The following is a 21,233-nucleotide window of genomic DNA, read 5'->3' on the forward strand; positions in this document are numbered from 1 at the left end:
GGAAGTTTCCAATTATTTGAAGATGAGAATTTTTTGTAAGATTAAGTCTGGATTTGAGACAGGTGAATAGTGTTCATTGATCGCCTTTTGTGGTATAATGAGGGTGAATCTTTGAGCCCTTCTAATGTTTTTTTATGTTGCATTATAATCCTCGAAGATGTTTTTTTGTATATAGCAAATGTTTGATCTGATTCTTAAATTTATAAAGTCATTGTTCTTTCTATATTTTATGTAAATTATGGGGTGATATACTTGATATTTTTACCAAAAAATTATATGATTTTAAACTGAGTGTGAAATAATACGATATATGAAAGTATTTTCGACCTAGATTTTGTTCTTAAGGAGAACAAAGGATATAAAAAAAGGAGAGAAATGTGAAGACTTTACTATTCGGAAACACAGGTTACATAACTAAAGAGTTCATTGAGGAGGCTTTCCCCAATAGCGACGTCTATATTTTTGGAGAGACCAACTTAACTGGCTTAAAGAGAGTAACAGTTTTTAAGAAGACAGAGGCAATAGGGATTGCTGAAATCCTAAAAAATTATCGCTTCGATCAGATTTTGTATCTTTCAAATTTCTTGACCTATAAAAATCAACAGATTGGGGAATTGGAAAGACTACAGGATTTCTTAAAAAACACTTCTAAATTGACCTGGTCTAAGATTATCTATCTGACCGGACCAGAAATCATCAATCTGCCTCAGGATTTAGAAAGAGCAGCAGAAAATCTTTGCTTGCATTGGGCTCATACCTACAGTGGCTCTCTTAAGATTATTAGAAGTCCTTATGTTTATTCTGCAACACAGCCAGAGGACTACTTCTACGGTTTAATGTCTAACATCCGCCGCAATCAGCCAATTCGTTTCGATGAGCAGCCTGATGAAGTAGCAAACTTTATTAATTCAGAAGACCTAGCAGAACTTGTTTATAAGGTGTTTAATAGTTGGACAGATGAGATTGAAGTTTTAACAATTCCTAGTCCGTTTCAGGATACCTTCCAGCAGTTGGCGACCAAGCTACAAAACTTAGAGCTTTCACACAGTACGATTGGCTTCCAATCATCCAATAAGCTATCGCCTCTCTACCAAACAATGGACAAGAATAATCTGCGTGGTCGGTATGGTTGGTTTATCCATTATTCTATTTTGGATGATTTGTCAGATCTTTATTGCCAATTTGCTTCTGAAAGTAAGCCTTTAAGACGGCTTGAATTCCGCGGTTTGAAGAAAAATATCTATAGACTGCGGGGCCATAATGATTTCCAAAAAACAGCAGAGATTTTACTGGCCTTTCTCTTGTCAGAAGTCCTCAGCTTTGTCGTCGCAAGATTTAATCAGCTGGGAATGATTGATGTGCGCCTCTTGTTTGTAACCTTAATTAGTACTATTTTTGGGACAGTATATGGCGTATTTGCTGGTGTTCTGTCTGTTTTAGGCTTATTTGTAACAAGCATAGCAGCAGGTAATAAGTGGCAATCAATTGTATATAACACTGATAGATGGCTCCCATTTGCCGCCTATATCTTCGTGGCTCTGATTTGTGGTATTATCCAGATGAAATACCAAGATGAGAAGGAATTGCTGGAAAAAGAAAACCAGTTGTTGAATGAGCAAAATGACTTTTTGACTCTTTCATATGAAGACGCGGCTCATGATCGAGATGCACTAGTTCAAAAAGTAGTGAGCAGTAGCAATGGCAACAGTCAACTATATGCTGTTCACAAACGTTTAAATAAGAAAACAGTTGAAGAAGTGATTGCTGAAGCTGAAAAAATCATTGGAGAAGAATTTTCAACTGATGAAGTTCATTTTTATCCTTTGTCTCCTTTTTCTAGCTTTAAGATAGAGCTCTATCCTCAGTTGAAAGAAGGTTTGGAAAAAGAAGCGGTTTGGATTAACAAAAAAATGCTTCCAGACTATCCTGTTTTTGCAGTAGAAATGAAGAGTGCTTCTGGACTTCATTATTTGATATGGGTCGACGAAGTTTCTTATGATCAATTGACTTTTTCAAAACTTCATTTCCTACAGATGGTAAGTGAACTGACAGCGTCTATGGTTGACAAGGCCGGTTACTATCAAGTCTTCTCTAGCATGAATAAAGATTCTGGTCTGACAGCGCATAGCAGTCCCGGCGAAATGAGGCAAGGAAACTAAAATGGAATGGATGATTACTAGTTTTTGTGTCTTTTTAGACCTAGCTTTATGCCTGCATTCGTTTATCTTATTAAAAACAAAACGGATGCAGCTGCCTTTCTTTTACATAGTCTTTCCTATTGCTCTACCCTTTTTAGGTTATATCTTACTTTGGGGCTTGAATCGTTCTATTCGAAAGGATGAATCTGACCTTTCGCTGGTTCAAGGCGATTTCGAAGAATGGTTTGACGTAGATGACACTCAGAAAATGAGTAGGGTTGAAAGTGCCTATGATCACGTTGAAGAAATTATCCCTCTAGAAGAAGCTCTTGTCTTACAAGACAAAGAAGTTTCACGGTGGATGTTGATGGAGATAGTCAGTCGGGCTCCTGCTAAGTTCATTGACTTATTGTTCCTGGCTCGTCAAGATGAGGATACGGAGGTTGTGCATTATGCAACGACCTTGATTGCGGAAATATCTCGACAATATGATATCCGTCTACAGACACTGGATAAAAAGCATCAGGAAAATCCGTCGGACTACCGGACTCTAGCAGAATACTGTGCAGTTTTAGCAGCATACCTGCAAAAGAATCTGGTGACTAAGCGGATGGAAGAGGTCTTGCGGAAAGATTATTCCCATCTCTTAGAAAAGAAACTTCAACAAAAAGAGCAACTTTCTGATTATGTGAAATTGATAGAGAATGAACTCTTGTTGAAGCGATATGAAAGTGTTGAAAAATACTTGAATACTATTTCTCAAAAATGGCCTCAACAAGAAGAGATTTATATGCTCTATCTCAGATATTATTTTGAAACGAGACAGGGAGAAAGGTTAGAAGAATTGGTAGAAGCTATCAAAAATGGTTCTATTTATATTTCTAAAGCGAATCGAGAACGCCTAGCTTTCTGGCAATCGTAGGTTTTTAAGATGACAAAGAAAAAAAGAAAAATCTTATATTCAAAAGAATCCATTATTGTAATTGTAATCTTTCTTTTGTTATCTGCAGTTTTGTGGATTCAAAAGAGTGGCGAACAATATACAGTTAATCCTGAAAAAAACATTTATCTAAAAAATGCTCCTTCGTCTAATGCTGTATTTAACAGCTTAGCTCAGGATAATCTGGTTCTTTATGATGAAAACAATGATACAAGTCGAAGGGCAAAAGAGCAATTTACTCAGATTCTCAAAGATATGAGAATGGGGTACCGCTTGGTTGATATTTCAAAAGAGACGATTCCTAGTTTTTCTGATTATAAAAAAGTCGTTGTGCTTCTGAGCGATTTGGAAGGCTTGGGAGACAAGGCGCTTGAAATGGTGGATTGGGTTGAGCAAGGAGGAAATGTTCTCTTTGCTGTAACCCTCTCCAAGGACAGCAAATTAACAGAAATCGAACAAAAATTAGGCGTTTCAAGTTCTAGTTTTGAAAATGCCTATGTTAAGAAAATTTATATTGATAAAGACTTTATGATTGGTGGTGGGAAAAGCTATGCCATCGACGGCGCTTTCCATTCTGCTTGGTCAGTTACACTATCATCCGATGCCAAAGTTCACGCCTGGACAGATGATGAGGCAAAAACTCCTTTGGTCTGGGAAAAGAAACATGGTCAAGGAAAGTTTGTAGTTGATAATTTTGGCATTTATGAAAGAGCAGTACGTGGCCTCTATGCAGCTTCCTATAGCTTGATGACGTCCGCAACAGCTTATCCAGTTATTAATGGGACAACTTTTTACCTAGATGACTTCCCATCTCCAGTCCCTGCAGGAGATGCGACTTATATTAAACGTGACTATAATATGAGCATCTCGGACTTTTATACCAATATCTGGTGGCCAGATTTGCTGAAGCTGGCTGAAACTTATGGAATTAAGTATACAGGTGGGGTTATCGAAAATTATGAGGATGACACGTCAGGAAATGTTCATAGCCAAAAAGACGTAGACCGATTTAAATATTTTGGTAAATCACTTTTGGCTAATGGAGGCGAGATCAGCTACCATGGTTATAATCACCAGCCTTTAACGCCTAAGGGAGTTGACTATGGCGATGAATTCCCAACCTATAAAACTTGGAAAGATAAGAAAGCTATGGCTTCTGCAATCAGTGAACTGCTTCGCTTTACAAAAGAACTCTTTCCAAAGGGAGAAAAGTCGATTTATATCCCGCCTTCAAACGTTCTATCTAAAGAAGGAAGGGAAGTTCTACGAGAAAAATTCCCAGAAATCAAGAGTATTGCTAGTAATTATTTCCCAGGCAAATTCACCTATTCACAGGAATTTGAAGTGGCAGATGATGGCATGATTGAACAACCCCGGATTGTTTCGGGTGCTTCATGGGATGCCTATTCAAAATTGACCGTATTTTCTGAGTTAAACATGCACTATGTCACTACTCATTTCCTTCATCCTGACGATGTCATGGATGAAGATCGAGGTGCGAAACTAGGCTGGTCCAAACTCTATAAAGATTTCCAAAATGAAATTGAGAGCCTATATAAAGTTGTTCCAAATATTCGACGCCTGACGGGTTCTGAAATGGCTGGAGCAGTCCAACGCTATGCCATCTTAACCATTAATCAGAATCGAACAGATACAGGCCTAGAGCTAGAACTTGGAAACTTCCATAATCAAGCTTACGTAATGATTCGATTAAACGAGGGCGAGCCTGGAAAAGTCAAGGGTGGCAAACTAGAACATTTAACAGGTAATCTCTACCTGCTGGAAGCAACATCAACCAAAGTATCTATTGAGGTCAAATAAACATAGAAGAGAAAAGAAAAATGAGAATTTGTTTGGTTTTAGAAGGTTCTTATCCCTATGTTCACGGAGGTGTATCTACTTGGATGCATCAGTATATCACCGAGATGAAAGAACACGAGTTTATCGTGTGGGTGATAGGGGCGAACGAGGAAAAGAAAGGCCAATTCGTCTACGAATTTCCTCCTAATGTAGTAGAAGTTCGAGAGGTTTTCCTAGATAGTCTAGCCTGTTCAGAAGCGGGAAATAAGGTATCTGAAGAATTAACAGATGCTGAATACGAAGCCCTAAAACAATTAGTTTTTTGCGCAAAACCGGATTGGTCTTTGATTTTTAACTTGCTTCAAGATGGAAAAATCCAGCGGGATAGCTTCTTAGCTAGCGAAGAATTTTTCCAAATGATCCAGCAATTGTGTACGGAAAGATACGCCATGCAGCCAATGTCGGATGTGTTTCATACCATCCGCTCCATGCTTTTTCCGCTTTTGACCCTTTTATCTAGTGATATTCCGATTGCAGATGCATATCATGCAATTTCGACAGGATATGGTGGCATCTTGGCCACACTAGCGAGCGTTCGGACAAAGAAACCCCTTCTTTTGACTGAGCACGGGATTTATACACGGGAGCGTGAGGAAGAGATCATCCGAGCAGATTGGATTTTGCCGTCCATGCGAAAACAATGGATTGATTTTTTCTATACTCTTTCAGATGCTGTCTATTCAAAAGCAGACTGTATTACCAGCCTATTTTCAAAAGCTAGAGAAATTCAGATAGAAATGGGTTGTGATCCAGAAAAGTGTCGAGTCATTTCAAATGGAATTGATTACGAAGCTTTTTCAACAATTCCTCATGAGGGGGATGGCTTTATCAACATTGGTGCAGCGGTCCGAATGGCTCCAATAAAGGATATTAAAACCATGATTTATGCCTTTTATGAAGTGTCTGCCCAAATGCCTAATGTGCGTCTCTATGTTATGGGAGGTGTAGATGATAAAGCGTATGCTAATGAATGTTATGATCTAGTTCGAAAATTGAAGCTAGATAACCTGATTTTTACCGGCCGGGTTGACATCAAAGAATACCTCAAAAGAATGGATTTTATGATTTTAACCAGTATTTCTGAGGGACAACCTCTTTCTGTCCTAGAAGCAATGGCAGCTGGAAAAGCGTGTGTAACGACAGACGTTGGTTGCTGCAGAGAATTGCTGGAGGGAAGAGAAGACGATAATTTGGGACCAGCAGGGTATTGTGTCCCCCCTACTGATCTAAGTGGCCTAGCTGATGCTATGCTACGGATGGCTTCTGTGGAAGAAGAAAGGCTGGTGATGGGGAAAACTGCTAAAAAACGAGCCGAGCTATATTACCAATATGATCAAATGATTGACCAATATAGACAAATGTATAAGGAGTATGTGAAGTAATGGCAGGATTGGGATTTGAACTAAGAAAGGTATATAATAAGGGAAGCTTCCTGGCCAAGCAAAAAGCATATGGCTATGCAGGCATTATTTATGTTGGACCGATGATTCTTGGGATTTTACTGATTCTTGCAGTTGTTTATCTCAGTGTTTTTGGTCGTTTTGGCAACAGCGAACGCGACCATCTGTTGGGGTTGATTTCCTACTCAATCTTAGCTTCCTTAGCCATTACCAATATTTTTTCTATGGTTGTGACCCGCTATGTCTCCGATATGCTCTATGAAGAAAAGTTTGAAAGGGTTCTGCCCTCATACTTTTCTTCTGGTGCCATGATGTTGGGGATTGGCTTTGTGTCTTACGGCTTGTTCTTATTCTTATCAGGCATTCCCTTGCTGGAGATTGTTTTAAATTTGCTACTGTTTAGTGAATTATGCTTGATTTGGCATGCTGTCAATTACCTAACAGCTGTTAAAGACTATCGCAGTATCTTAAAAACATTTGCAATGGCGATCCTGATTACGCTTGGAGCAGGATTCCTCGCTTTATCCTTGTCGATCCCTTATGGTTTGCTTCTGAGTACCTGTATCGCTTATGCATATATCCTAATTCAAATGATTCGCATAATGTATCGGTATTTTCCGAAAAGCTATGAGGCCAATTTCGAGTTTCTGATCTGGTTTGATGAATATTTCAATCTTTTTAAGGTTGGAATCTATCTTTTTATTGGGCTCTTTGCCCATATTGTGATTAACTGGTTCGGACCATTGAGCAAAGGGATTGGAGGGCTTTTTCGTACGGCTCCTGTCTATGATGTGTCAGCTATGTTAGCCTATCTCGTAACCTTGGTGTCAACAGTGAGCTTTGTGGTTTCGGTAGAAGTTGTATTTTATCCGAAATTTAGGAAATATTACCAGCTGTACGATGGGGTCGGAAGTGTTGATAAAATCAACCAGACGGAAGTGGATATGCTTCGGACTCTCCGAAATGAATTGAAATATTTATCTTGGAAGCAACTCTTAGCAACCTTGCTAGCGATGTTTGTGGGGATAGTTTTGTTGGGGGTTCTACCCCTAGGCTTTAATAGTCAGATGAAAGGCTATTTTCAGACCCTTTGTTTGGGCTACGGGCTTTATGCTGTAGGAAATGTTAACTTACTCTTACTTCTTTATTTTGTAGACTATGAGGGTGCTAAGGATTGTGCCAAGTGGTTTGCAGGAATTTCAGTTATCTTTAGTATTCTGACTCAGTTTATGGATACATCTTTTATCGGTTATGGCTTTTTATTAGCTTCATTAATACTTTACTTAACAACAAGTGCTCGTTTGACTGAATATACCAAAGATCTTCCTTATCGTGTTTTAGGAAGTCAGGATGTCGTTTCACGTGAAGAAGTAGGATTCTTTACTAAGCTGTATAATACGTTGGAAGCGAGGAGAAATGATGAATAATAAGTGGGGTAAATTTCTACTAGTCTTTGGATTGATGTCCCTCGCCTTTATTCTTTTAGCAGTTTTTGATAACACAGGAAATACTGGAAAAGACAAAGTGACCCAAAAGGTGAAGAAGGAAAAGGTGCAAAATATTAATGACTTGCATCTTTATGACAAAGAAACCTTGTATAACCAAGGGGATCCGGATGTGATTACCATGTATTTGACTGTTAGACGGGGGAATACAGTCGAAAACACCAATCATTCTTGGAGTGAAGTCAACCAATATTCAGCTTATGACTATGAAAAAATGGGTGTGAAACGCTATCAAGTCGAAGGTCTCCTTCAAGTGGGCAATGAAAAAGGACCTGAGTCAGGACAGTTCGGTTTTGGAGAAGAAGTTCCCAATGCTACGGTTCAGATCCGTGGGCAGAGCTCTAGTAGAGCCAGTCAAAAGAATTATAAGGTTGAGATAAAAAGGAGCAAGGGAAGATGGGAAGGCCAACGGACTATTAACCTGAATAAGCATCCCTATGACTATCTGCGTTTCCGTAATAAGCTGGCTTTTAAGCTAATAGAAGGAATTCCGCAAATTGTAGGACTACGAACCCAATTTATCCATCTCTATGTCAAAGATGAGACTGGAGAAGAATCGAAGGGGTTTGAAGATTATGGAATCTACACGCAAGTTGAACAGTTAAACAAGACGGCTCTTGAAGCTCATGGTCTTGACCAAAGCGGTCACCTTTATAAGATTAATAATTTCGAATTCTACAGAGAGCCTGATGCTATTCGAAAAGAAGATGATCCTAAATTTGATAAGAAAAAATTCGAGTCTCGTTTAGAGGTTAAAGGAGACAAGGACCATACCAAACTGATTGACATGTTGGATAAACTAAACGATGAGTCAGTCTCAAGTGATGAGTTCCTAGAAAAATATTTTGATGCGCAAAATGTCCAGTACTGGATGGCCTTTCAGATCTTGATGGGCAATATTGACAGTCAAAACCGGAATATGTTCCTCTACAGTCCAAAGAATGGAACACGTTGGTATATCTTACCTTGGGACTTGGACGATTCCCTACACAAAAGTGAGTATGCAATTCGTAAGCCAGATGCATTGGGAGAAAATAGTTGGCAATACGGAGTCAGTAACTACTGGGGAAATCACTTATTCCAACGCTTGCTCAAATCAGAAAGATTCAGAACTGGTTTGGAAAGAACAGTTGATGAGTTATATAAAAATCAGCTGAAACCAGAAAATATTGGCGATTTGAGTAAGAATTATGCTAAAATAGTAAAACCATATCTGTCTCGTATGCCAGATTTGGGCCATTTGTATTTTAATGAAGACCAGTATAATCAAGTTTTGGATGCTCTACCAAAAGAAGTAGAGGAAAATTATCATGGTTATAAGAAGAGTCTGCAATCGCCTCAGCCATTCTACATTGACCAACCTAAAGTAGAAGGAAAGAAACTTGTCTTAAGATGGCTACCATCTTATGATTTTAATAATCAAGAGATTACCTATCACGTAGAACTTGCCAAGGATCCAAGCTTCAAAGAAAAAATACTAGATAAGAAGGGGATCAAGGAACTCAGCATTAAGACAGACCGTTTACCTAAGGGGCAATACTTTATCCGAATTTTTGCTACAAATGAAACAGGCAATTCACAAGCGGCCTTTGACTACTATCGGACAGACACTACCAAACAATTTGGTGTCTCAGGCTTCTATGTAATGGAAGATGGGGGAATCAAGGTTGACACTTATGAAAACAGATAAAAAGGAGCAGTTTCGCCATGAAGCGAAATATCTCATCGGTTTAAAAGAAAAAGCCTTACTGACCCAACGGTTTGAGTCTATTCTGAATTTGGATAGACACGCTCAAAACGGAGGGTACACCATTCGCAGTCTTTATTTTGACGATTACTGGAATAGTAGTTATGAGGAAAAGGCTGCAGGGATTTTGATGCGAAAGAAATATCGAATTAGGATTTATAATTTTAGCGATCGTAGCATCAAGTTGGAAAGAAAGAAAAAGTTTGAAAATTATATCTATAAGGAAGCAGCACCTTTAACACGAGAAGAGGTGGAAAAAATTATTGAAGGTGACTATGGATTTCTACTCCATAGTCCCCATCCTCTTTGTCGGGAATTTTATTTTGAATGTGTGACAAATGTTATGCGTCCTCGTGTAATTGTTGACTACGAGCGGGAACCGTGGGTTTACGATGCAGGGACAGTACGCTTGACCTTTGATTCAAATGTTCGAGCAGCTGTTGGTAGCTATGATATATTTGACCCTAACTTACCGACTATTCCAGTTCTTCCGGAAGGCAAGTTGGTTTTTGAGGTGAAATATACAGAGATGCAACCACAGATTATAAAAGATATTATTCCCCCCGGAGCTTCAGAGTTTATCGCGGTATCAAAATACGTTCTTTGCTATGAAAAGACAAGATATTTGCATGATTTTGAGTACTGGTTTGACACAGATTATTAGGAGAGATAGGAGAAAAGAATGAGTGTTCAAGATATGATTAAAAAATCAATATTAAAATCAGAGAATTTTACTTCCCAAAATGCTGTAAAAATTCTTGCCACTCTTTTATTAGCAATCGCATTAGGAGCTTTTATTTACTTTGTTTATCAGCGATTTTTCACTGGAGTTGTCTATTCAAGAAGTTTTGCCATGACCTTGATTGGTATGTCGATCTTAACAGCCATGGTTACTTTGGCAATTAGTACCAACGTTGTTATCTCTTTGGGGATGGTCGGTGCCCTTTCCATTGTACGTTACCGGACGGCTGTAAAAGATCCCATGGACCTGCTTTATTTGTTCTGGGCCATCACCACAGGAATCACAGTTGGCGCAGGTATGTATATCTTAGCCATTGTGACAGCTGTTGTTATTTTTGCAATGCTACTCATTTTTAGTCGGATGCAGCACCAGGGTAAGGTCTTCATTCTCATTATTCATTACCAAGGAGATGAAACAGGAGACCGCATCATCCAATCTTTTGGTAAGATCAAGTACTTTGTGAAATCCAAGACCCTTCGAGGAGATGCTGTTGAAATGGCAGTTGAAGTCCTCTGCAAAAAAGACGATTTCACATTTGTAGAACGCATTCGGAATATTGAACAGGTTTCAGACGTGACCCTTATCCAATATAACGGTGAGTATCACGGATAGCATGATTGGAAATGGAATGAATAAAAAGTTGCGATACAGTTTAATTATTTTAGTAGTAGCCACGATTTTTGGTAGTTTTTTCTTAAGTTCCTTGAATAATAAAAAACAAGTAAACCGTACTTTTACCTACTCTGAAGAGGCAATTCCAAATCCCTTGATGGGCTATGCACCATCCGCAGAGGAATCGGAGCTTTCGGACGATGTTCAACTGGTATATATGGATGTCACTTGGAAAGAATTGGAAGCCCAAAAGGGTGTATATGATTGGGACAAGATAGAAGAAAGCAACCAGATGGAACGCTGGAAAAAGGAAGGAAAGTACATTGTTCTACGCTTTGTCTTAGACTATCCTTCTGATACTTCTCATGAAGATATTCCTTCTTGGCTCATAAAAGAAATGTCTGATCCAGGGGACCGTTACGAGTCTGACTATGGAAAAGGCTTTTCTCCTAATTATTCAGATAAAACCTTGATTTCTTATTATCAAAAAGCTGTTGCTGCTATGGGAGAGCGCTGGGCTAAAAGTGGGCAAATTGCCTTTATTCAGCTTGGGGTTCTCGGCCATTGGGGAGAATGGCACGTTAATGATGAGGTGAACATCAGAAAATTACCAGAAGCAGCAATCCGTGAAAAATTTATCACTCCATGGACTCAAGCTTTTCCCAAAGCCAATATTTTAATGCGTCGCCCTTTTGTTGCTGCTAAGAAGCATGGCTTCGGCCTTTATAATGATATGGTCGGAGAGAAAGAAAGCACAAAGGTTTGGCTCGATTGGATAAAATCTGGTGGTGACTATGACCAGGAAGAAGCGAAGGATGGCCTTGTAGCGATGCCTGACGCCTGGCAAACTGCTCCGATTGGTGGTGAGTTTACTAGTGCAGTGAGCATGAAAAACATTCTCAAGAATAATTTAGAACAAACGATTAAAGAAGTTCAACAGTCGCATACAAGCTTCTTGGGACCTAAGATTGCTGAGGTACTTGATGAGAAGGATGATACGGGCTATAACGAAGTCTTGAAAAACATGGGTTATAGATTCTGGGTTCCTTCAGCGTCCTTGAAGTCACAAGGTGATGAAACCAAGCTTACTCTTACTTTAGCAAACAAAGGAGTAGCTCCTTTTTATCGGAATTGGGACACTAAGATTTATGTTCTTGATAAATCAGGGGAGATTGTAGAAACTAAGAAACTTTCTCTTGATTTGACCAAGCTTCTGCCTGATAAAGAGGAAGAGCTTGAAGTCTCACTTTCAACTTCAGATCTGATGAGTAAGGATAAGGGCTATAAGGTTGCTATAGGAATTATCTCTCCTTTAACAAACCAGCCATCTATTCGTTTTGCAAATGAAGGTCAAGAAGACCAGACTGTTCTGACTCTATATGATGCTGCAACTGATGAATAAAAAAAGAAGTGCTCTGCCTATTGCAGCACTTCTTTTTTAGCTAATTTCCGGGAACTATGTGACTAGGGTTGATTAATCAATTACCAAGACGATTTAAAGTAGGATGATTTGACAAAGCTAGTCCTTCTTGGTAGAATAAGAATGTCGTAAAGACAAATAACTTCTTCTTGGTTGCAGGCCATGCCAAACCTGCCACTCGGATGAAGCGTAAAGAAAAGGAGTATATCATGGCAATCTCAAAAGAGAAAAAAAATGAAATCATTGCACAATATGCGCGTCACGAAGGTGATACAGGTTCAGTAGAGGTTCAAGTTGCTGTCCTTACTTGGGAAATCAACCACCTTAACGAACACATCAAACAACACAAAAAAGACCACGCTACTTACCGTGGATTGATGAAGAAAATCGGTCGCCGTCGTAACTTGCTTGCATACTTGCGTAAAAACGACGTTAACCGTTACCGTGAGTTGATCAACTCTCTTGGACTTCGTCGCTAATTCAAGATACAAAGGCCGTCAAAAGCACAAAGCAAAAATAGGAAAATTGACGAAGGAACTTCAGTTTCTAGGAGATTTTATCTTTTTTGCAAAGTGCTTAGGCCGTGTTCAATTGTGCATATCTTGATAATGAAGCTGCTCTAATTGGGTAGCTTTTTTCATGGATTTTAGCCTGAGCTCAAATTAGCTCTCTGACTTCATGGAGCTTTTTCTGTTCCGTCACCTTACCTTGATATACTCAAGTATTATCTTCGGTTACGGTTCCTAGCACTGTAAGGTAAACTAAACCAGATCTTCTCTCTTCGAGGAGATTTTTTATTTTCACTAGGATTTTAGTCCGAGCTCAAATCAGTTTTCTGGGTTTCGGAGCACGATTATTCGCCTTTCCCCTTAATTCGTTTTAAGATCTTCAAATATCGTTTTCTAAGCTAAATTTTCCAATTCTACAGATAAAAAGTCCTTCTATCCCTTAGAAGAACTTTTTCTATCAGCAAATTTACTCTTTCAAGAATTTTTGGATGGCAGGAACGGCAGTGATAGCAAATCTTTCGTCGATGCGATGTTCTCCGCCTTCTACAGTGACTAGCTCTGCATTTGGAATGGTCTGGCTGGCTTGGACCGCATACTGGTAGGGAACGACTGCATCATCAGTACCATGGATAATCAGAGTCGGAGCTGTAATTTTAGCCAGCTCAGATTGGATATCGATACCTAAAGCATCAATTAGATAAATCTTCCCTAGAGTAACATTGTGGTGTGTCAGGTTATCGGGAAGTTGGTCGAATTCAGGACTCCCTAGCTCACGATAGGTCTCCTTGGCATCGTCAAAAAGAACGAAAGCCGGAAAGATGAGCAGGAGTTTGTGTACGCGGTCCGGATAAGTAGCAGCATAGAGACTGGCAACAACCCCACCTTGACTAGCGCCGAATAAGCTCATTTTGCTCTTGTCTACAAAGGTCTCGGAACGAAGCTTTTCCATGACTTGGGTCAAGTCTGCGAGTTCGGTCTTGACCGACATATTCAGCATATCTTGTCCACCGCTTTTCGATTGGCGACTGCCACCGTAGAAATCAAAGCTGTAAACCAGATAACCTTGCTTTGCCAACAGCTGGCTGTACATTTCATATTGCTCAAGTGTGTTATTTAATCCATGTGCGATAACAATAGTAGGCAATTTTTTACTCTTGTAGTTAGAAGGAGCAGTAATCTTTCCGTAAAGCTGCTTGTCGTCGTATGAAACGTTGTACTCTTCGGACACGATGTCTTCTGTTGGAGTCGGTTGCTTGTCACTCTTCTCACTAGAAGCTGTTTGTGTACTTTCGCGCTTAGGAGGAGTATGAATTGGTTTGGTTTGGGACAAGTAGAAGAAAAGTACAAGTCCGGCTAAGCCCAAGGTTGCTAAGAAAGCCCAAATATACTTCATAGTTCTCTCCTTTCAGTATTTGTAGTATTATAGCGGAAATGAAGTTATTTTACAAGGAGAGAGATTTCTTGTTTTTGATTTTTCTGGATTTCATACAAGAAAATCCAATTCACTTATCTAAGCGAGATTCTGAAAATCTTGAATTTTTTAGAAAATCTTGCTAGACTGTAGCTACTAAGATAAAAACACAGTTCTGGTTGGTAGTCCAGACGCAAAAAAACATTTTTTGTCAGTAACCTTCCTCCTTGGTTGTCCATTCTTAGGGATTTTTTAAAGGAGGTGCTGTCATGGATAAGATTTCAATGACGCAAACAGTTTATTTTGAAGAGGGCTTTTGGCACGGTCTTTTCGAGCAGGAACATGCTCAATCTTATAGAGTTTGCCGAGTCCCCTTTGGTGCAGAGCCTAGCACGCAGGAATTGTTGGATTTTCTAAATCGTTATTATCATCGATTGCAGTTTAGTCCTAGCATCAGGGTGAAGGAGAAGACTAAGTCGGTCAGTCCTAAACGCTTGCAGAGACAGGCTAAAAAGGAGCAGATGGCTTCACGGTCTTCAAAGTCTCGGGAAGCGCTGAAGCTGCAGTTTGAAGAGCAAAAGAAAATCGCTCGAGTCAAGCGCAAGCAGCAGAAAGAACTGGATAAGCAAAGGAAATTCGAACTCAAACAGCAAAAACGATTGGAAAAGCACAAGGGGCATTGAACCTGTTTTTTCTTATTTCTATGGAAAGGTCTTCCGATGGGAGGCTTTTTTTGTTTGTCAGTCAATCGGTGAGTAACTTTAAAAGTGAATGAATTTCTCTGAGTCGTTTTATTTGACAGATGTAATTAAGATGATTACAATATAATCATAAAATAAAAATTACAAGAGTAATTTGAAAAAGGAGAAGTTATGATTGAAATTACTTATTTGGATGCTGTCAAGCAAGAGCGGAAGATGACCTTTGAGTCCTATCAAGCATTTGAACAGTCTCAGCAGGCCTGCTTGATTGGGGTTGCGGATTATTATCCGGTTCAGAAACTGACCTATAATGGGCACGATTTGGATTATCATGGGACTTATGGCGATGTATTCTTTTTCCTGATGAAGCAGGATTTGACAAAGTTTGATTAAAAGGAGATAAAAATAATGGTAAAAGCAATTACAGATGCAACATTTGAGCAAGAAACAAAGAATGGCTTAGTTTTAGTTGATTTTTGGGCAACATGGTGTGGACCTTGTCGAATGCAAGGACCAGTCTTAGATAGACTGTCGGAAGAATTTTCAGAAGATAAACTTAAAATTGTCAAAATAGATGTGGATGAAAATCCACTGACAGCTCGTTCCTTTGGAATTATGTCTATTCCAACACTTCTATTTAAAAAAGATGGCCAAGTAGTTAAACAAGTTGCAGGTGTTCATACTGCAGAACAAATCAAGGCTATCGTTGCTAAATTGAGTTAAAATCAATACACTCCCGTAAGTAAAATGGGAGTGTGTTTTAATGTTTAAAGAAAAAGCCCTGTTCCTCAAGATAAGGAGCAAGGCTCTTTTTATTTTCAATTATTCTTCTGTTCCAAGAAGGTTTTTGGCAACTACTGCTGCAAGAAGGCCACCAACAATTGGTGCTAAGATGAAGATCCAAACTTGTTGCAAGGCTACACCACCTACAAGAAGAGCTGGTGCCAAGCTACGAGCTGGGTTAACTGAAAGGCCTGTGATATTGAGACCAACCAAGATCATCACTACCAAAGTCAAGGCAATTACGAGGCCAGCGATTGAGCTGTTGCCCTTGCTTGAAGAAGTCACGGTCATGATAACCAAGACAAACAAGAAGGTTGCAATAACTTCAAATAAGAAGCCACCAAAGATAGTTACACCATTTGCCAAGGCATTTTCACCTAGGCTGGCAGTTGGCATACCTGAGTTAGCCAAGAGGAAGTATACTGTCGCTGAAGCAATAAAAGCCCCAAGAACTTGTGCAAGGATGTAGTTGACAAGATCCTTAGACGACAAACGCTTGTTTGCAAACATAGCAATAGATACTGCAGGATTAAGGTGAGCTCCGGAAATCGTGCCGATAGAGTAAGCAGCAGCAACGATTGACAAACCAAAGGCAAGGGCAATTCCAAGATGACCAAGGCCCTCTACGCCATTACCAAAAACAACTGCGCCTGTTCCTACAAACACAAGCAAAAATGTACCGATTAATTCAGCAAAAAACTTTTTCATTTTTCATCTCCTTTTTCTAAAACTATGCACTAGTCTATCAAAAGAAGCAACCGGATTCAAGAAAAGTGACTTGAAATCTTTTTGAAAATCATAAAACGACCAGCTTATCCTTAGCATTGAAAAGATTGAATAGTTTTTCTTAACTCGTTTTGTAAAATGTTTCTCTGATCAAGTTGAACATAAACTTCCAACAGACAGGATCTGAAGTTGGAAAATTTATAAAAATCTTCAGTTTCTTCTAACGGAAAATCAATAGCTTTTATCCAAGAAACTACTTGTTTTTGCTCTAACTTTCCTTGTAAAATGGGTTCATAAAGCACTCTTGCTAAACGCCAATCCTCATCGTTTGTAAAACGAATTGAAATTCTTTTAAATAGTTGGTCAAGAATGTCAATTCCTTCATGAACTCTGTTTTTAGGAAATTCTGGATGACAAACTACCTCTGTCAAGAGATCAGCACCATGCGCAAAAGCGTGAATCCAACCATATTGACTTGAAAAACCTGTTGTATCCTTTTCTTTTGAAAGATAGTGCAAGCCTTGATTTAAAATGATATTGCGAATTTCTCCTTTTAATTCCTGATAAAAAATCGATTGTTGATTGGCATCTGCAGACAGGAGATTTGCATAAATAAGTGCCCTAAAAGAACGTTCAAGCGTTGGCAACCCTATCTTATCAATCTCTTTCTCTAGTCCTCCATCAGATAAAATTTCCCCAGCAATGAAATGGAATTGTTTCTCTGTAAATAGTTCTTCTTGAATCCCTCTAGCCAAGCTTATAAAAACGAGGTCATCGCGAATTTCTGACGAGGGATCTCCCAAATGCTTCAGTAACCACTGGATTTCTTCTTGGCTATAGCTTGGTCTTTCTTCTGTCACTTTTCTTTGTAATTCTTGATACATCCTTAGCACCTCTACATTTCTAGTAACTTATCAAAAAGCCATCCGTAGATGACTTTATATTATTTAAACATCAAATTTTTTCAGTAGTAACTAAATAGCAAGTTCAGTTCTAACATCACGAACTTCAACGGCCTTCTTGAGAATGGCTATAGATAAGCCAATTTCAAGAATGATTAATAGCCGAAAAGCATTATGATATAGCGAGCCTACTCTTCATCTATTCCCCCAACTCCTCGCTGTAGGCAATAATCTGATCAACTGTGTCAGACAAGAACTGGATGGTATCGCGGAGTGGTTTATCTGTGGAAATATCTGCTCCGATAATCATAGCTGACTCAAGCGGAGTCTTGCTGCCGCCAGATTTGAGCAGTTCAAGCCAGTCACGTGCACCATTTTCGTCATTTTTCAGATGTAGGTAGCCTGCAGTAGAGATGACCAGACCTGCGGAGTAAGTATAGCTGTAGAGTCCCATGTAGTAGTGGGCTTGGCGCATCCAAGTTAAGGCAGCATCGTCGTCGATTTCAACGGCATCGCCCCAGAATTCTGTCAAGACTTCTTTCATGATAGCGTTGAGTTTGCTTGCACCGAAAGTTCCGCCTTCTTCAATCAAAGTATAGACCTTGCGTTGGAAGGCAGCTTCTAGCAAGTGGGTGATGAAGTTGTGGAAGTAGGTATCCGTCAGACGGTGCGCCAGGGCAAAGCGTTTCTGACGAGGATTATCAAACTGGCGTTCTAGATAGTCACTGAGCAAGAGCTCATTAAAGGTAGACGGTGCTTCCACGTAGTAGGTGGACATATGGGCGTTGAAATAGCTTTGGTGATTGTCAGAGAAGATAAACTGACCAGAGTGGCCAATTTCGTGAATCAGAGTATAGACATCACTCATGCGACCAGTCCAGCTCATGAGGACATAAGGGTGAACCCGATAAGGATCAGCAGCATAGCCTCCAGAGTCCTTTCCAGCATTGGCGGCAAAGTCAACCCAGCGTTCTTCCTTGTAGCGGGCAACTTCTTGACAATACTCTTGTCGGAGTGGTTCGACTGACTTCATGACAAGGTCATAGGCATCATCAATACTGACTTCGGGATTGAGCTCGCTGTCTAAGTCTAGCTTCCAGTCGGCAAAAGTCATTTTTTCAAGTCCGTTTACCTTAGCGACATGCCTGAGGTATTTTTGAGCTACTGGGGCAAATTCGCTCATGATCAAGTCAATCTGCCGGTCAAACATAGAGCGATCAACTTCTTGTTCTGCCAGTAAGTAGTCAAAGACAGAGTCATAGCCCTTCATGTCAGCCAGTAGTTTTTCAGACTTGACCTGAGCCAGATAGGCAGCTGCAGCAGCATTTTGGTGCTTACGAAGGCCTTCAGAGAAAGAGCGGAAAGATTTTTCGCGAATTTCTGCGTTTTCATGGTTTTGGTAGAAATTCTCATAGGTGACAAAGCTATTTTTGTAAACTTTGCCATCCACTTCGAAGTCATCCATAGCAAAGTCGCCAGCCCGCATCTTAGTGTAAATATCCTGTGGACTGTGGAAGACTTCGCCCAGATTAGTCAAGGCTTTTTCGACATCCGCTCCCAGATAGTGGGCTTTTTTGATTTTAGCCTGGCGGATAGCTGAAGTCAGATGGGGCTCTTGGCCCAGTTTTTCTAATACAGCTTCATCCGCACCGACTAGGGCGTCGTCAAAGAAGCTGAGTGCGACATTGGCCTCTGTCTCAAACTCCATAGCTGCTTGGGCAATCTGCGCAAAGCTCTCATCACCGAAGTCAGTGGTCTGTGGCATGAAGCCGTAGTTGCCGATATGGCTGATTTGGATATAAATCTGCTCTAACTCAGCAAATGCTCGCTCAAAATCTTCGAAAGTGCTGAGCTTGCCTTGGTAATCACGGACGAATTTTTTGATATCCTCTCTGGCCTTTTCGATGGCCCGCAGGAAGTCCTCTTGGTCTTGGTAAAGGGCTGTTAGGTCCCAGAGTTCATTTTCCGGAAATTCAGAACGATGTTTTTGTTCCATAGTATACTCCTTTTGTCATATATAGAAATAGTATAGCAAAAAATCCCCCAAAATGTCTTTGGAGGAGAAGGATAAGTCAGTATTTTTTAGATGTTTATCAGGTCAAGGATAAAAGTCAATGTTTCTTTGCAGCAATCTTTTTAAAAAGCAGTAGATAAGACAAGAAGACGAAGATAACCAGGCCCAATAAAAGAGTGAAGACGTTTTGAGTTCCTTTTGTCATATTGGGAGCTTGATTAGCGATGACAGCTGTGACTGCAGTACCTATAGCGCCCGCAAAGGTCTGGGCCAGCTGAAAGAGCGCAGTCGTATCTGCAGTTTTTTCTTTATCAACTTGAGTCGTTGCTAGGGCAAGTGTGTTATTAAAGGCCATGTTTCGACCCAAGGTAAAGCAAATATAAATCGCAATAACAGCTGTTAAGGTGAGTTCTTTTGTGAAGATAAGGAGCAAGAATACAGCAAGGAAAAGAAGAGAATTTCCTGTAAAAAGGGTTGGTTTCGGACCATTTCTATCATAGAGTTTGCCAAAGACAGGAGAGAGGAAGGCTCCGAGCATGGTTCCTGGAAGCAGTGCGAAGCCTGCCTGAGCTGTTGAAATGTCTTTTTCTATGACTAGGAAGTTGGGAATCAGAAAATTAGCTGATAGGTTGATAAACTGGAAAATGAAGAAGGGTAAAATAGCCAATAAGACTGTTAGTTGCTTTAAGATACGAATATCTAAGAATGGATGTTCAATCTTCAAGCTCCGAAAGATAAAGCAAGATAATGGCACTACGCAGAGAACAAGATAGAGCCAATCGATATGTCCTTCTTCTAAGCTAGAGATAGCTACAATGCAAAGACGAGTGAGCTTGCTAAGAGGAAAAATGAGAGAAGATCAAAGGCGCGTTTCCTAGACTTCTCTGAATTTCTTAGAAAGAAAAAGCCAAGAATAAAGGAAATGATTGGGACAGGAAGAATAAAGGTATAAATCATATGCCAGTCAAAACGACTAATCATAAAACCACCGTAAGTCGGCCCAATTGCTGGTGCTAGGCTGACCACCATCCCAGACAAGCCCATGTAGGTTCCAATTTTTTGCTTAGGAACACGCTCAACAATTAAGTTAAAGAGCAAAGGGATAGCTAATCCAGTAGCTCCTCCTTGCAGGATTCTCCCTACCATCAAGATGGGAAAGCTTGAAGCCAACATGGCAATCAGAGTTCCCACGCAAAAGTTGGCCAAAGCGGTAAAGAGGATGGTTCTCTCTTTCCAATTGTGGGCTAGGGTCGCTCCTAAAGTAATTGTAATAGCCACTGCTAACAAATACCCTGTCGTAATCCATTGCAGTGTTCCCAATCCTAACCCAAAGACCTTACTTAGATGCGGGAAGGTTACATTCATACTGGTTTCAGATAAGATGCCTGCAAAGCAGACTAAGGCTGTCGCAAGGAGCGAGAAAAAATCTTTCTTTTCAACTGTTTGATGATTTGGCACGATAGTCTCCTTTACATGTTTGAAATGAATCACTGTATTTATTATAAAGCAAGAAGTTCACTTTGAAAAGTGAATAGTGGCTTTACCGCCATCTTGTTTGACAAATCGAAAGGGGAAAAACGAATTCCAATAGCTAACTATAATCAGCTATAGAAAAGAAAAATAGATTTTCAGTGCTTTTATAGTAAAAAAGCCATTTTCAGTCTTTTTCTTTTGCCTGAAATTGTGGTAAAATAAGGTCTATACGTGCTTGATACAAAGATGAGGATATAATAAGCTACTAAGACCATGATATTAAAGTCACAGTGCTAACTGAACACCTCCTATGAGTTGCCTAAGGGTTTAATATCTTGATGAACTGAATA

The 21,233-nt window shown here is 39.8% G+C and carries 17 protein-coding genes and 1 pseudogene; 13 read left to right on the plus strand and 5 right to left on the minus strand.

What is annotated here, in order from left to right; genetic code table 11:
- Positions 1 to 377 precede the first annotated feature (377 nt).
- From HMPREF2780_RS03955 to rpsO, 10 genes are all read left to right on the plus strand, one after another.
- A complete protein-coding gene (locus HMPREF2780_RS03955) occupies positions 378 to 2,159 on the plus strand; it encodes a Rossmann-fold NAD(P)-binding domain-containing protein (RefSeq protein WP_061593481.1) in 1,782 nt (593 codons plus the stop codon).
- Position 2,160: 1 nt separating this feature from the next.
- Positions 2,161 to 3,060 carry a hypothetical protein gene (locus HMPREF2780_RS03960; protein WP_048774749.1) on the plus strand — a complete coding sequence of 300 codons (900 nt, stop codon included), beginning with the start codon at positions 2,161 to 2,163 and terminating at the stop codon, positions 3,058 to 3,060.
- 9 nt (positions 3,061 to 3,069) lie between these two features.
- Positions 3,070 to 4,899, plus strand: coding sequence for a DUF2194 domain-containing protein (locus HMPREF2780_RS03965; protein WP_105026201.1), 1,830 nt, complete (start codon positions 3,070 to 3,072; stop codon positions 4,897 to 4,899).
- A gap of 20 nt (positions 4,900 to 4,919) precedes the next feature.
- Positions 4,920 to 6,320 (plus strand): GT4 family glycosyltransferase PelF, encoded by a 1,401-nt coding sequence (pelF, locus tag HMPREF2780_RS03970; RefSeq protein ID WP_048774753.1) that lies wholly within the window; start codon positions 4,920 to 4,922, stop codon positions 6,318 to 6,320.
- Positions 6,320 to 7,765: an exopolysaccharide Pel transporter PelG gene (gene pelG / locus HMPREF2780_RS03975; protein ID WP_061595675.1), complete on the plus strand. Its 1,446-nt coding sequence runs from the start codon at positions 6,320 to 6,322 to the stop codon at positions 7,763 to 7,765. Before pelF ends, pelG begins: the two co-directional genes overlap by 1 nt.
- Positions 7,758 to 9,533: a CotH kinase family protein gene (locus HMPREF2780_RS03980; protein ID WP_105026202.1), complete on the plus strand. Its 1,776-nt coding sequence runs from the start codon at positions 7,758 to 7,760 to the stop codon at positions 9,531 to 9,533. Before pelG ends, HMPREF2780_RS03980 begins: the two co-directional genes overlap by 8 nt.
- Entirely contained in the window at positions 9,520 to 10,254 is a 735-nt protein-coding gene (locus HMPREF2780_RS03985; protein ID WP_020992807.1) for a polyphosphate polymerase domain-containing protein, read from the plus strand. The genes HMPREF2780_RS03980 and HMPREF2780_RS03985 overlap by 14 nt, the downstream gene beginning before the upstream one ends.
- Before the next feature lie 18 nt (positions 10,255 to 10,272).
- A complete protein-coding gene (locus tag HMPREF2780_RS03990) occupies positions 10,273 to 10,944 on the plus strand; it encodes a DUF4956 domain-containing protein (protein WP_008808350.1) in 672 nt (223 codons plus the stop codon).
- Positions 10,945 to 10,960: 16 nt separating this feature from the next.
- The gene (locus tag HMPREF2780_RS03995; protein WP_061583281.1) at positions 10,961 to 12,346 is read left to right on the plus strand and encodes a DUF4832 domain-containing protein; all 1,386 of its coding nucleotides are present in this window, start codon (positions 10,961 to 10,963) and stop codon (positions 12,344 to 12,346) included.
- Between the two features lie 227 nt (positions 12,347 to 12,573).
- Positions 12,574 to 12,843 (plus strand): 30S ribosomal protein S15, encoded by a 270-nt coding sequence (rpsO, locus tag HMPREF2780_RS04000; RefSeq protein ID WP_001018251.1) that lies wholly within the window; start codon positions 12,574 to 12,576, stop codon positions 12,841 to 12,843.
- A gap of 496 nt (positions 12,844 to 13,339) precedes the next feature.
- On the opposite strand, the gene HMPREF2780_RS04005 is transcribed toward rpsO, so the two are convergent.
- The gene (locus HMPREF2780_RS04005; RefSeq protein ID WP_105026203.1) at positions 13,340 to 14,266 is read right to left on the minus strand and encodes an alpha/beta hydrolase family protein; all 927 of its coding nucleotides are present in this window, start codon (positions 14,264 to 14,266) and stop codon (positions 13,340 to 13,342) included.
- 287 nt (positions 14,267 to 14,553) lie between these two features.
- Here HMPREF2780_RS04005 and HMPREF2780_RS04010 point away from each other — a divergent pair, with 287 nt between their 5' ends.
- The 3 genes from HMPREF2780_RS04010 (at position 14,554) to trxA (ending at position 15,708) form a co-directional block, all read left to right on the plus strand.
- Complete coding sequence (locus HMPREF2780_RS04010) at positions 14,554 to 14,967, plus strand: YjdF family protein (protein ID WP_105026204.1); 414 nt, start codon at positions 14,554 to 14,556, stop codon at positions 14,965 to 14,967.
- A gap of 189 nt (positions 14,968 to 15,156) precedes the next feature.
- A complete protein-coding gene (locus HMPREF2780_RS04015; protein ID WP_008808355.1) occupies positions 15,157 to 15,378 on the plus strand; it encodes a DUF4649 family protein in 222 nt (73 codons plus the stop codon).
- A gap of 15 nt (positions 15,379 to 15,393) precedes the next feature.
- The gene (gene trxA / locus HMPREF2780_RS04020) at positions 15,394 to 15,708 is read left to right on the plus strand and encodes a thioredoxin (RefSeq protein WP_105026205.1); all 315 of its coding nucleotides are present in this window, start codon (positions 15,394 to 15,396) and stop codon (positions 15,706 to 15,708) included.
- A 99-nt stretch (positions 15,709 to 15,807) separates the two neighbouring features.
- Here trxA and HMPREF2780_RS04025 read toward each other — a convergent pair whose 3' ends face one another.
- From HMPREF2780_RS04025 to HMPREF2780_RS04040, 4 genes and pseudogenes are all read right to left on the minus strand, one after another.
- Positions 15,808 to 16,476, minus strand: coding sequence for an MIP/aquaporin family protein (locus HMPREF2780_RS04025; protein WP_105026206.1), 669 nt, complete (start codon positions 16,474 to 16,476; stop codon positions 15,808 to 15,810).
- A 110-nt stretch (positions 16,477 to 16,586) separates the two neighbouring features.
- A complete protein-coding gene (locus HMPREF2780_RS04030; RefSeq protein ID WP_048774761.1) occupies positions 16,587 to 17,378 on the minus strand; it encodes a DUF2785 domain-containing protein in 792 nt (263 codons plus the stop codon).
- Between the two features lie 217 nt (positions 17,379 to 17,595).
- On the minus strand, positions 17,596 to 19,392 hold the full coding sequence (gene pepF, locus HMPREF2780_RS04035; RefSeq protein ID WP_048774763.1) for an oligoendopeptidase F: 1,797 nt from the start codon (positions 19,390 to 19,392) through the stop codon (positions 17,596 to 17,598).
- 115 nt (positions 19,393 to 19,507) lie between these two features.
- A pseudogene (locus HMPREF2780_RS04040) lies at positions 19,508 to 20,868 on the minus strand (MFS transporter).
- Between the last annotated feature and the right edge of the window lie 365 nt (positions 20,869 to 21,233).

This window comes from Streptococcus sp. HMSC062B01, assembly GCF_001811085.1.
GTDB lineage: Bacteria > Bacillota > Bacilli > Lactobacillales > Streptococcaceae > Streptococcus > Streptococcus gordonii.

Bases quoted from the DNA above. Each gene is read 5' to 3' on its own strand.
- HMPREF2780_RS03985 (WP_020992807.1), top strand. From the start codon at position 9,520: ATGAAAACAGATAAAAAGGAGCAGTTTCGCCATGAAGCGAAATATCTC.
- pelF (WP_048774753.1), top strand. From the start codon at position 4,920: ATGAGAATTTGTTTGGTTTTAGAAGGTTCTTATCCCTATGTTCACGGA.
- HMPREF2780_RS04005 (WP_105026203.1), bottom strand. From the start codon at position 14,266: ATGAAGTATATTTGGGCTTTCTTAGCAACCTTGGGCTTAGCCGGACTT.
- HMPREF2780_RS04025 (WP_105026206.1), bottom strand. From the start codon at position 16,476: ATGAAAAAGTTTTTTGCTGAATTAATCGGTACATTTTTGCTTGTGTTT.
- HMPREF2780_RS04015 (WP_008808355.1), top strand. From the start codon at position 15,157: ATGATTGAAATTACTTATTTGGATGCTGTCAAGCAAGAGCGGAAGATG.
- HMPREF2780_RS03990 (WP_008808350.1), top strand. From the start codon at position 10,273: ATGAGTGTTCAAGATATGATTAAAAAATCAATATTAAAATCAGAGAAT.
- HMPREF2780_RS03960 (WP_048774749.1), top strand. From the start codon at position 2,161: ATGGAATGGATGATTACTAGTTTTTGTGTCTTTTTAGACCTAGCTTTA.
- rpsO (WP_001018251.1), top strand. From the start codon at position 12,574: ATGGCAATCTCAAAAGAGAAAAAAAATGAAATCATTGCACAATATGCG.
- trxA (WP_105026205.1), top strand. From the start codon at position 15,394: ATGGTAAAAGCAATTACAGATGCAACATTTGAGCAAGAAACAAAGAAT.
- HMPREF2780_RS03995 (WP_061583281.1), top strand. From the start codon at position 10,961: ATGAATAAAAAGTTGCGATACAGTTTAATTATTTTAGTAGTAGCCACG.
- HMPREF2780_RS03965 (WP_105026201.1), top strand. From the start codon at position 3,070: ATGACAAAGAAAAAAAGAAAAATCTTATATTCAAAAGAATCCATTATT.
- HMPREF2780_RS04030 (WP_048774761.1), bottom strand. From the start codon at position 17,378: ATGTATCAAGAATTACAAAGAAAAGTGACAGAAGAAAGACCAAGCTAT.
- HMPREF2780_RS03980 (WP_105026202.1), top strand. From the start codon at position 7,758: ATGAATAATAAGTGGGGTAAATTTCTACTAGTCTTTGGATTGATGTCC.
- pepF (WP_048774763.1), bottom strand. From the start codon at position 19,392: ATGGAACAAAAACATCGTTCTGAATTTCCGGAAAATGAACTCTGGGAC.
- HMPREF2780_RS04010 (WP_105026204.1), top strand. From the start codon at position 14,554: ATGGATAAGATTTCAATGACGCAAACAGTTTATTTTGAAGAGGGCTTT.
- pelG (WP_061595675.1), top strand. From the start codon at position 6,320: ATGGCAGGATTGGGATTTGAACTAAGAAAGGTATATAATAAGGGAAGC.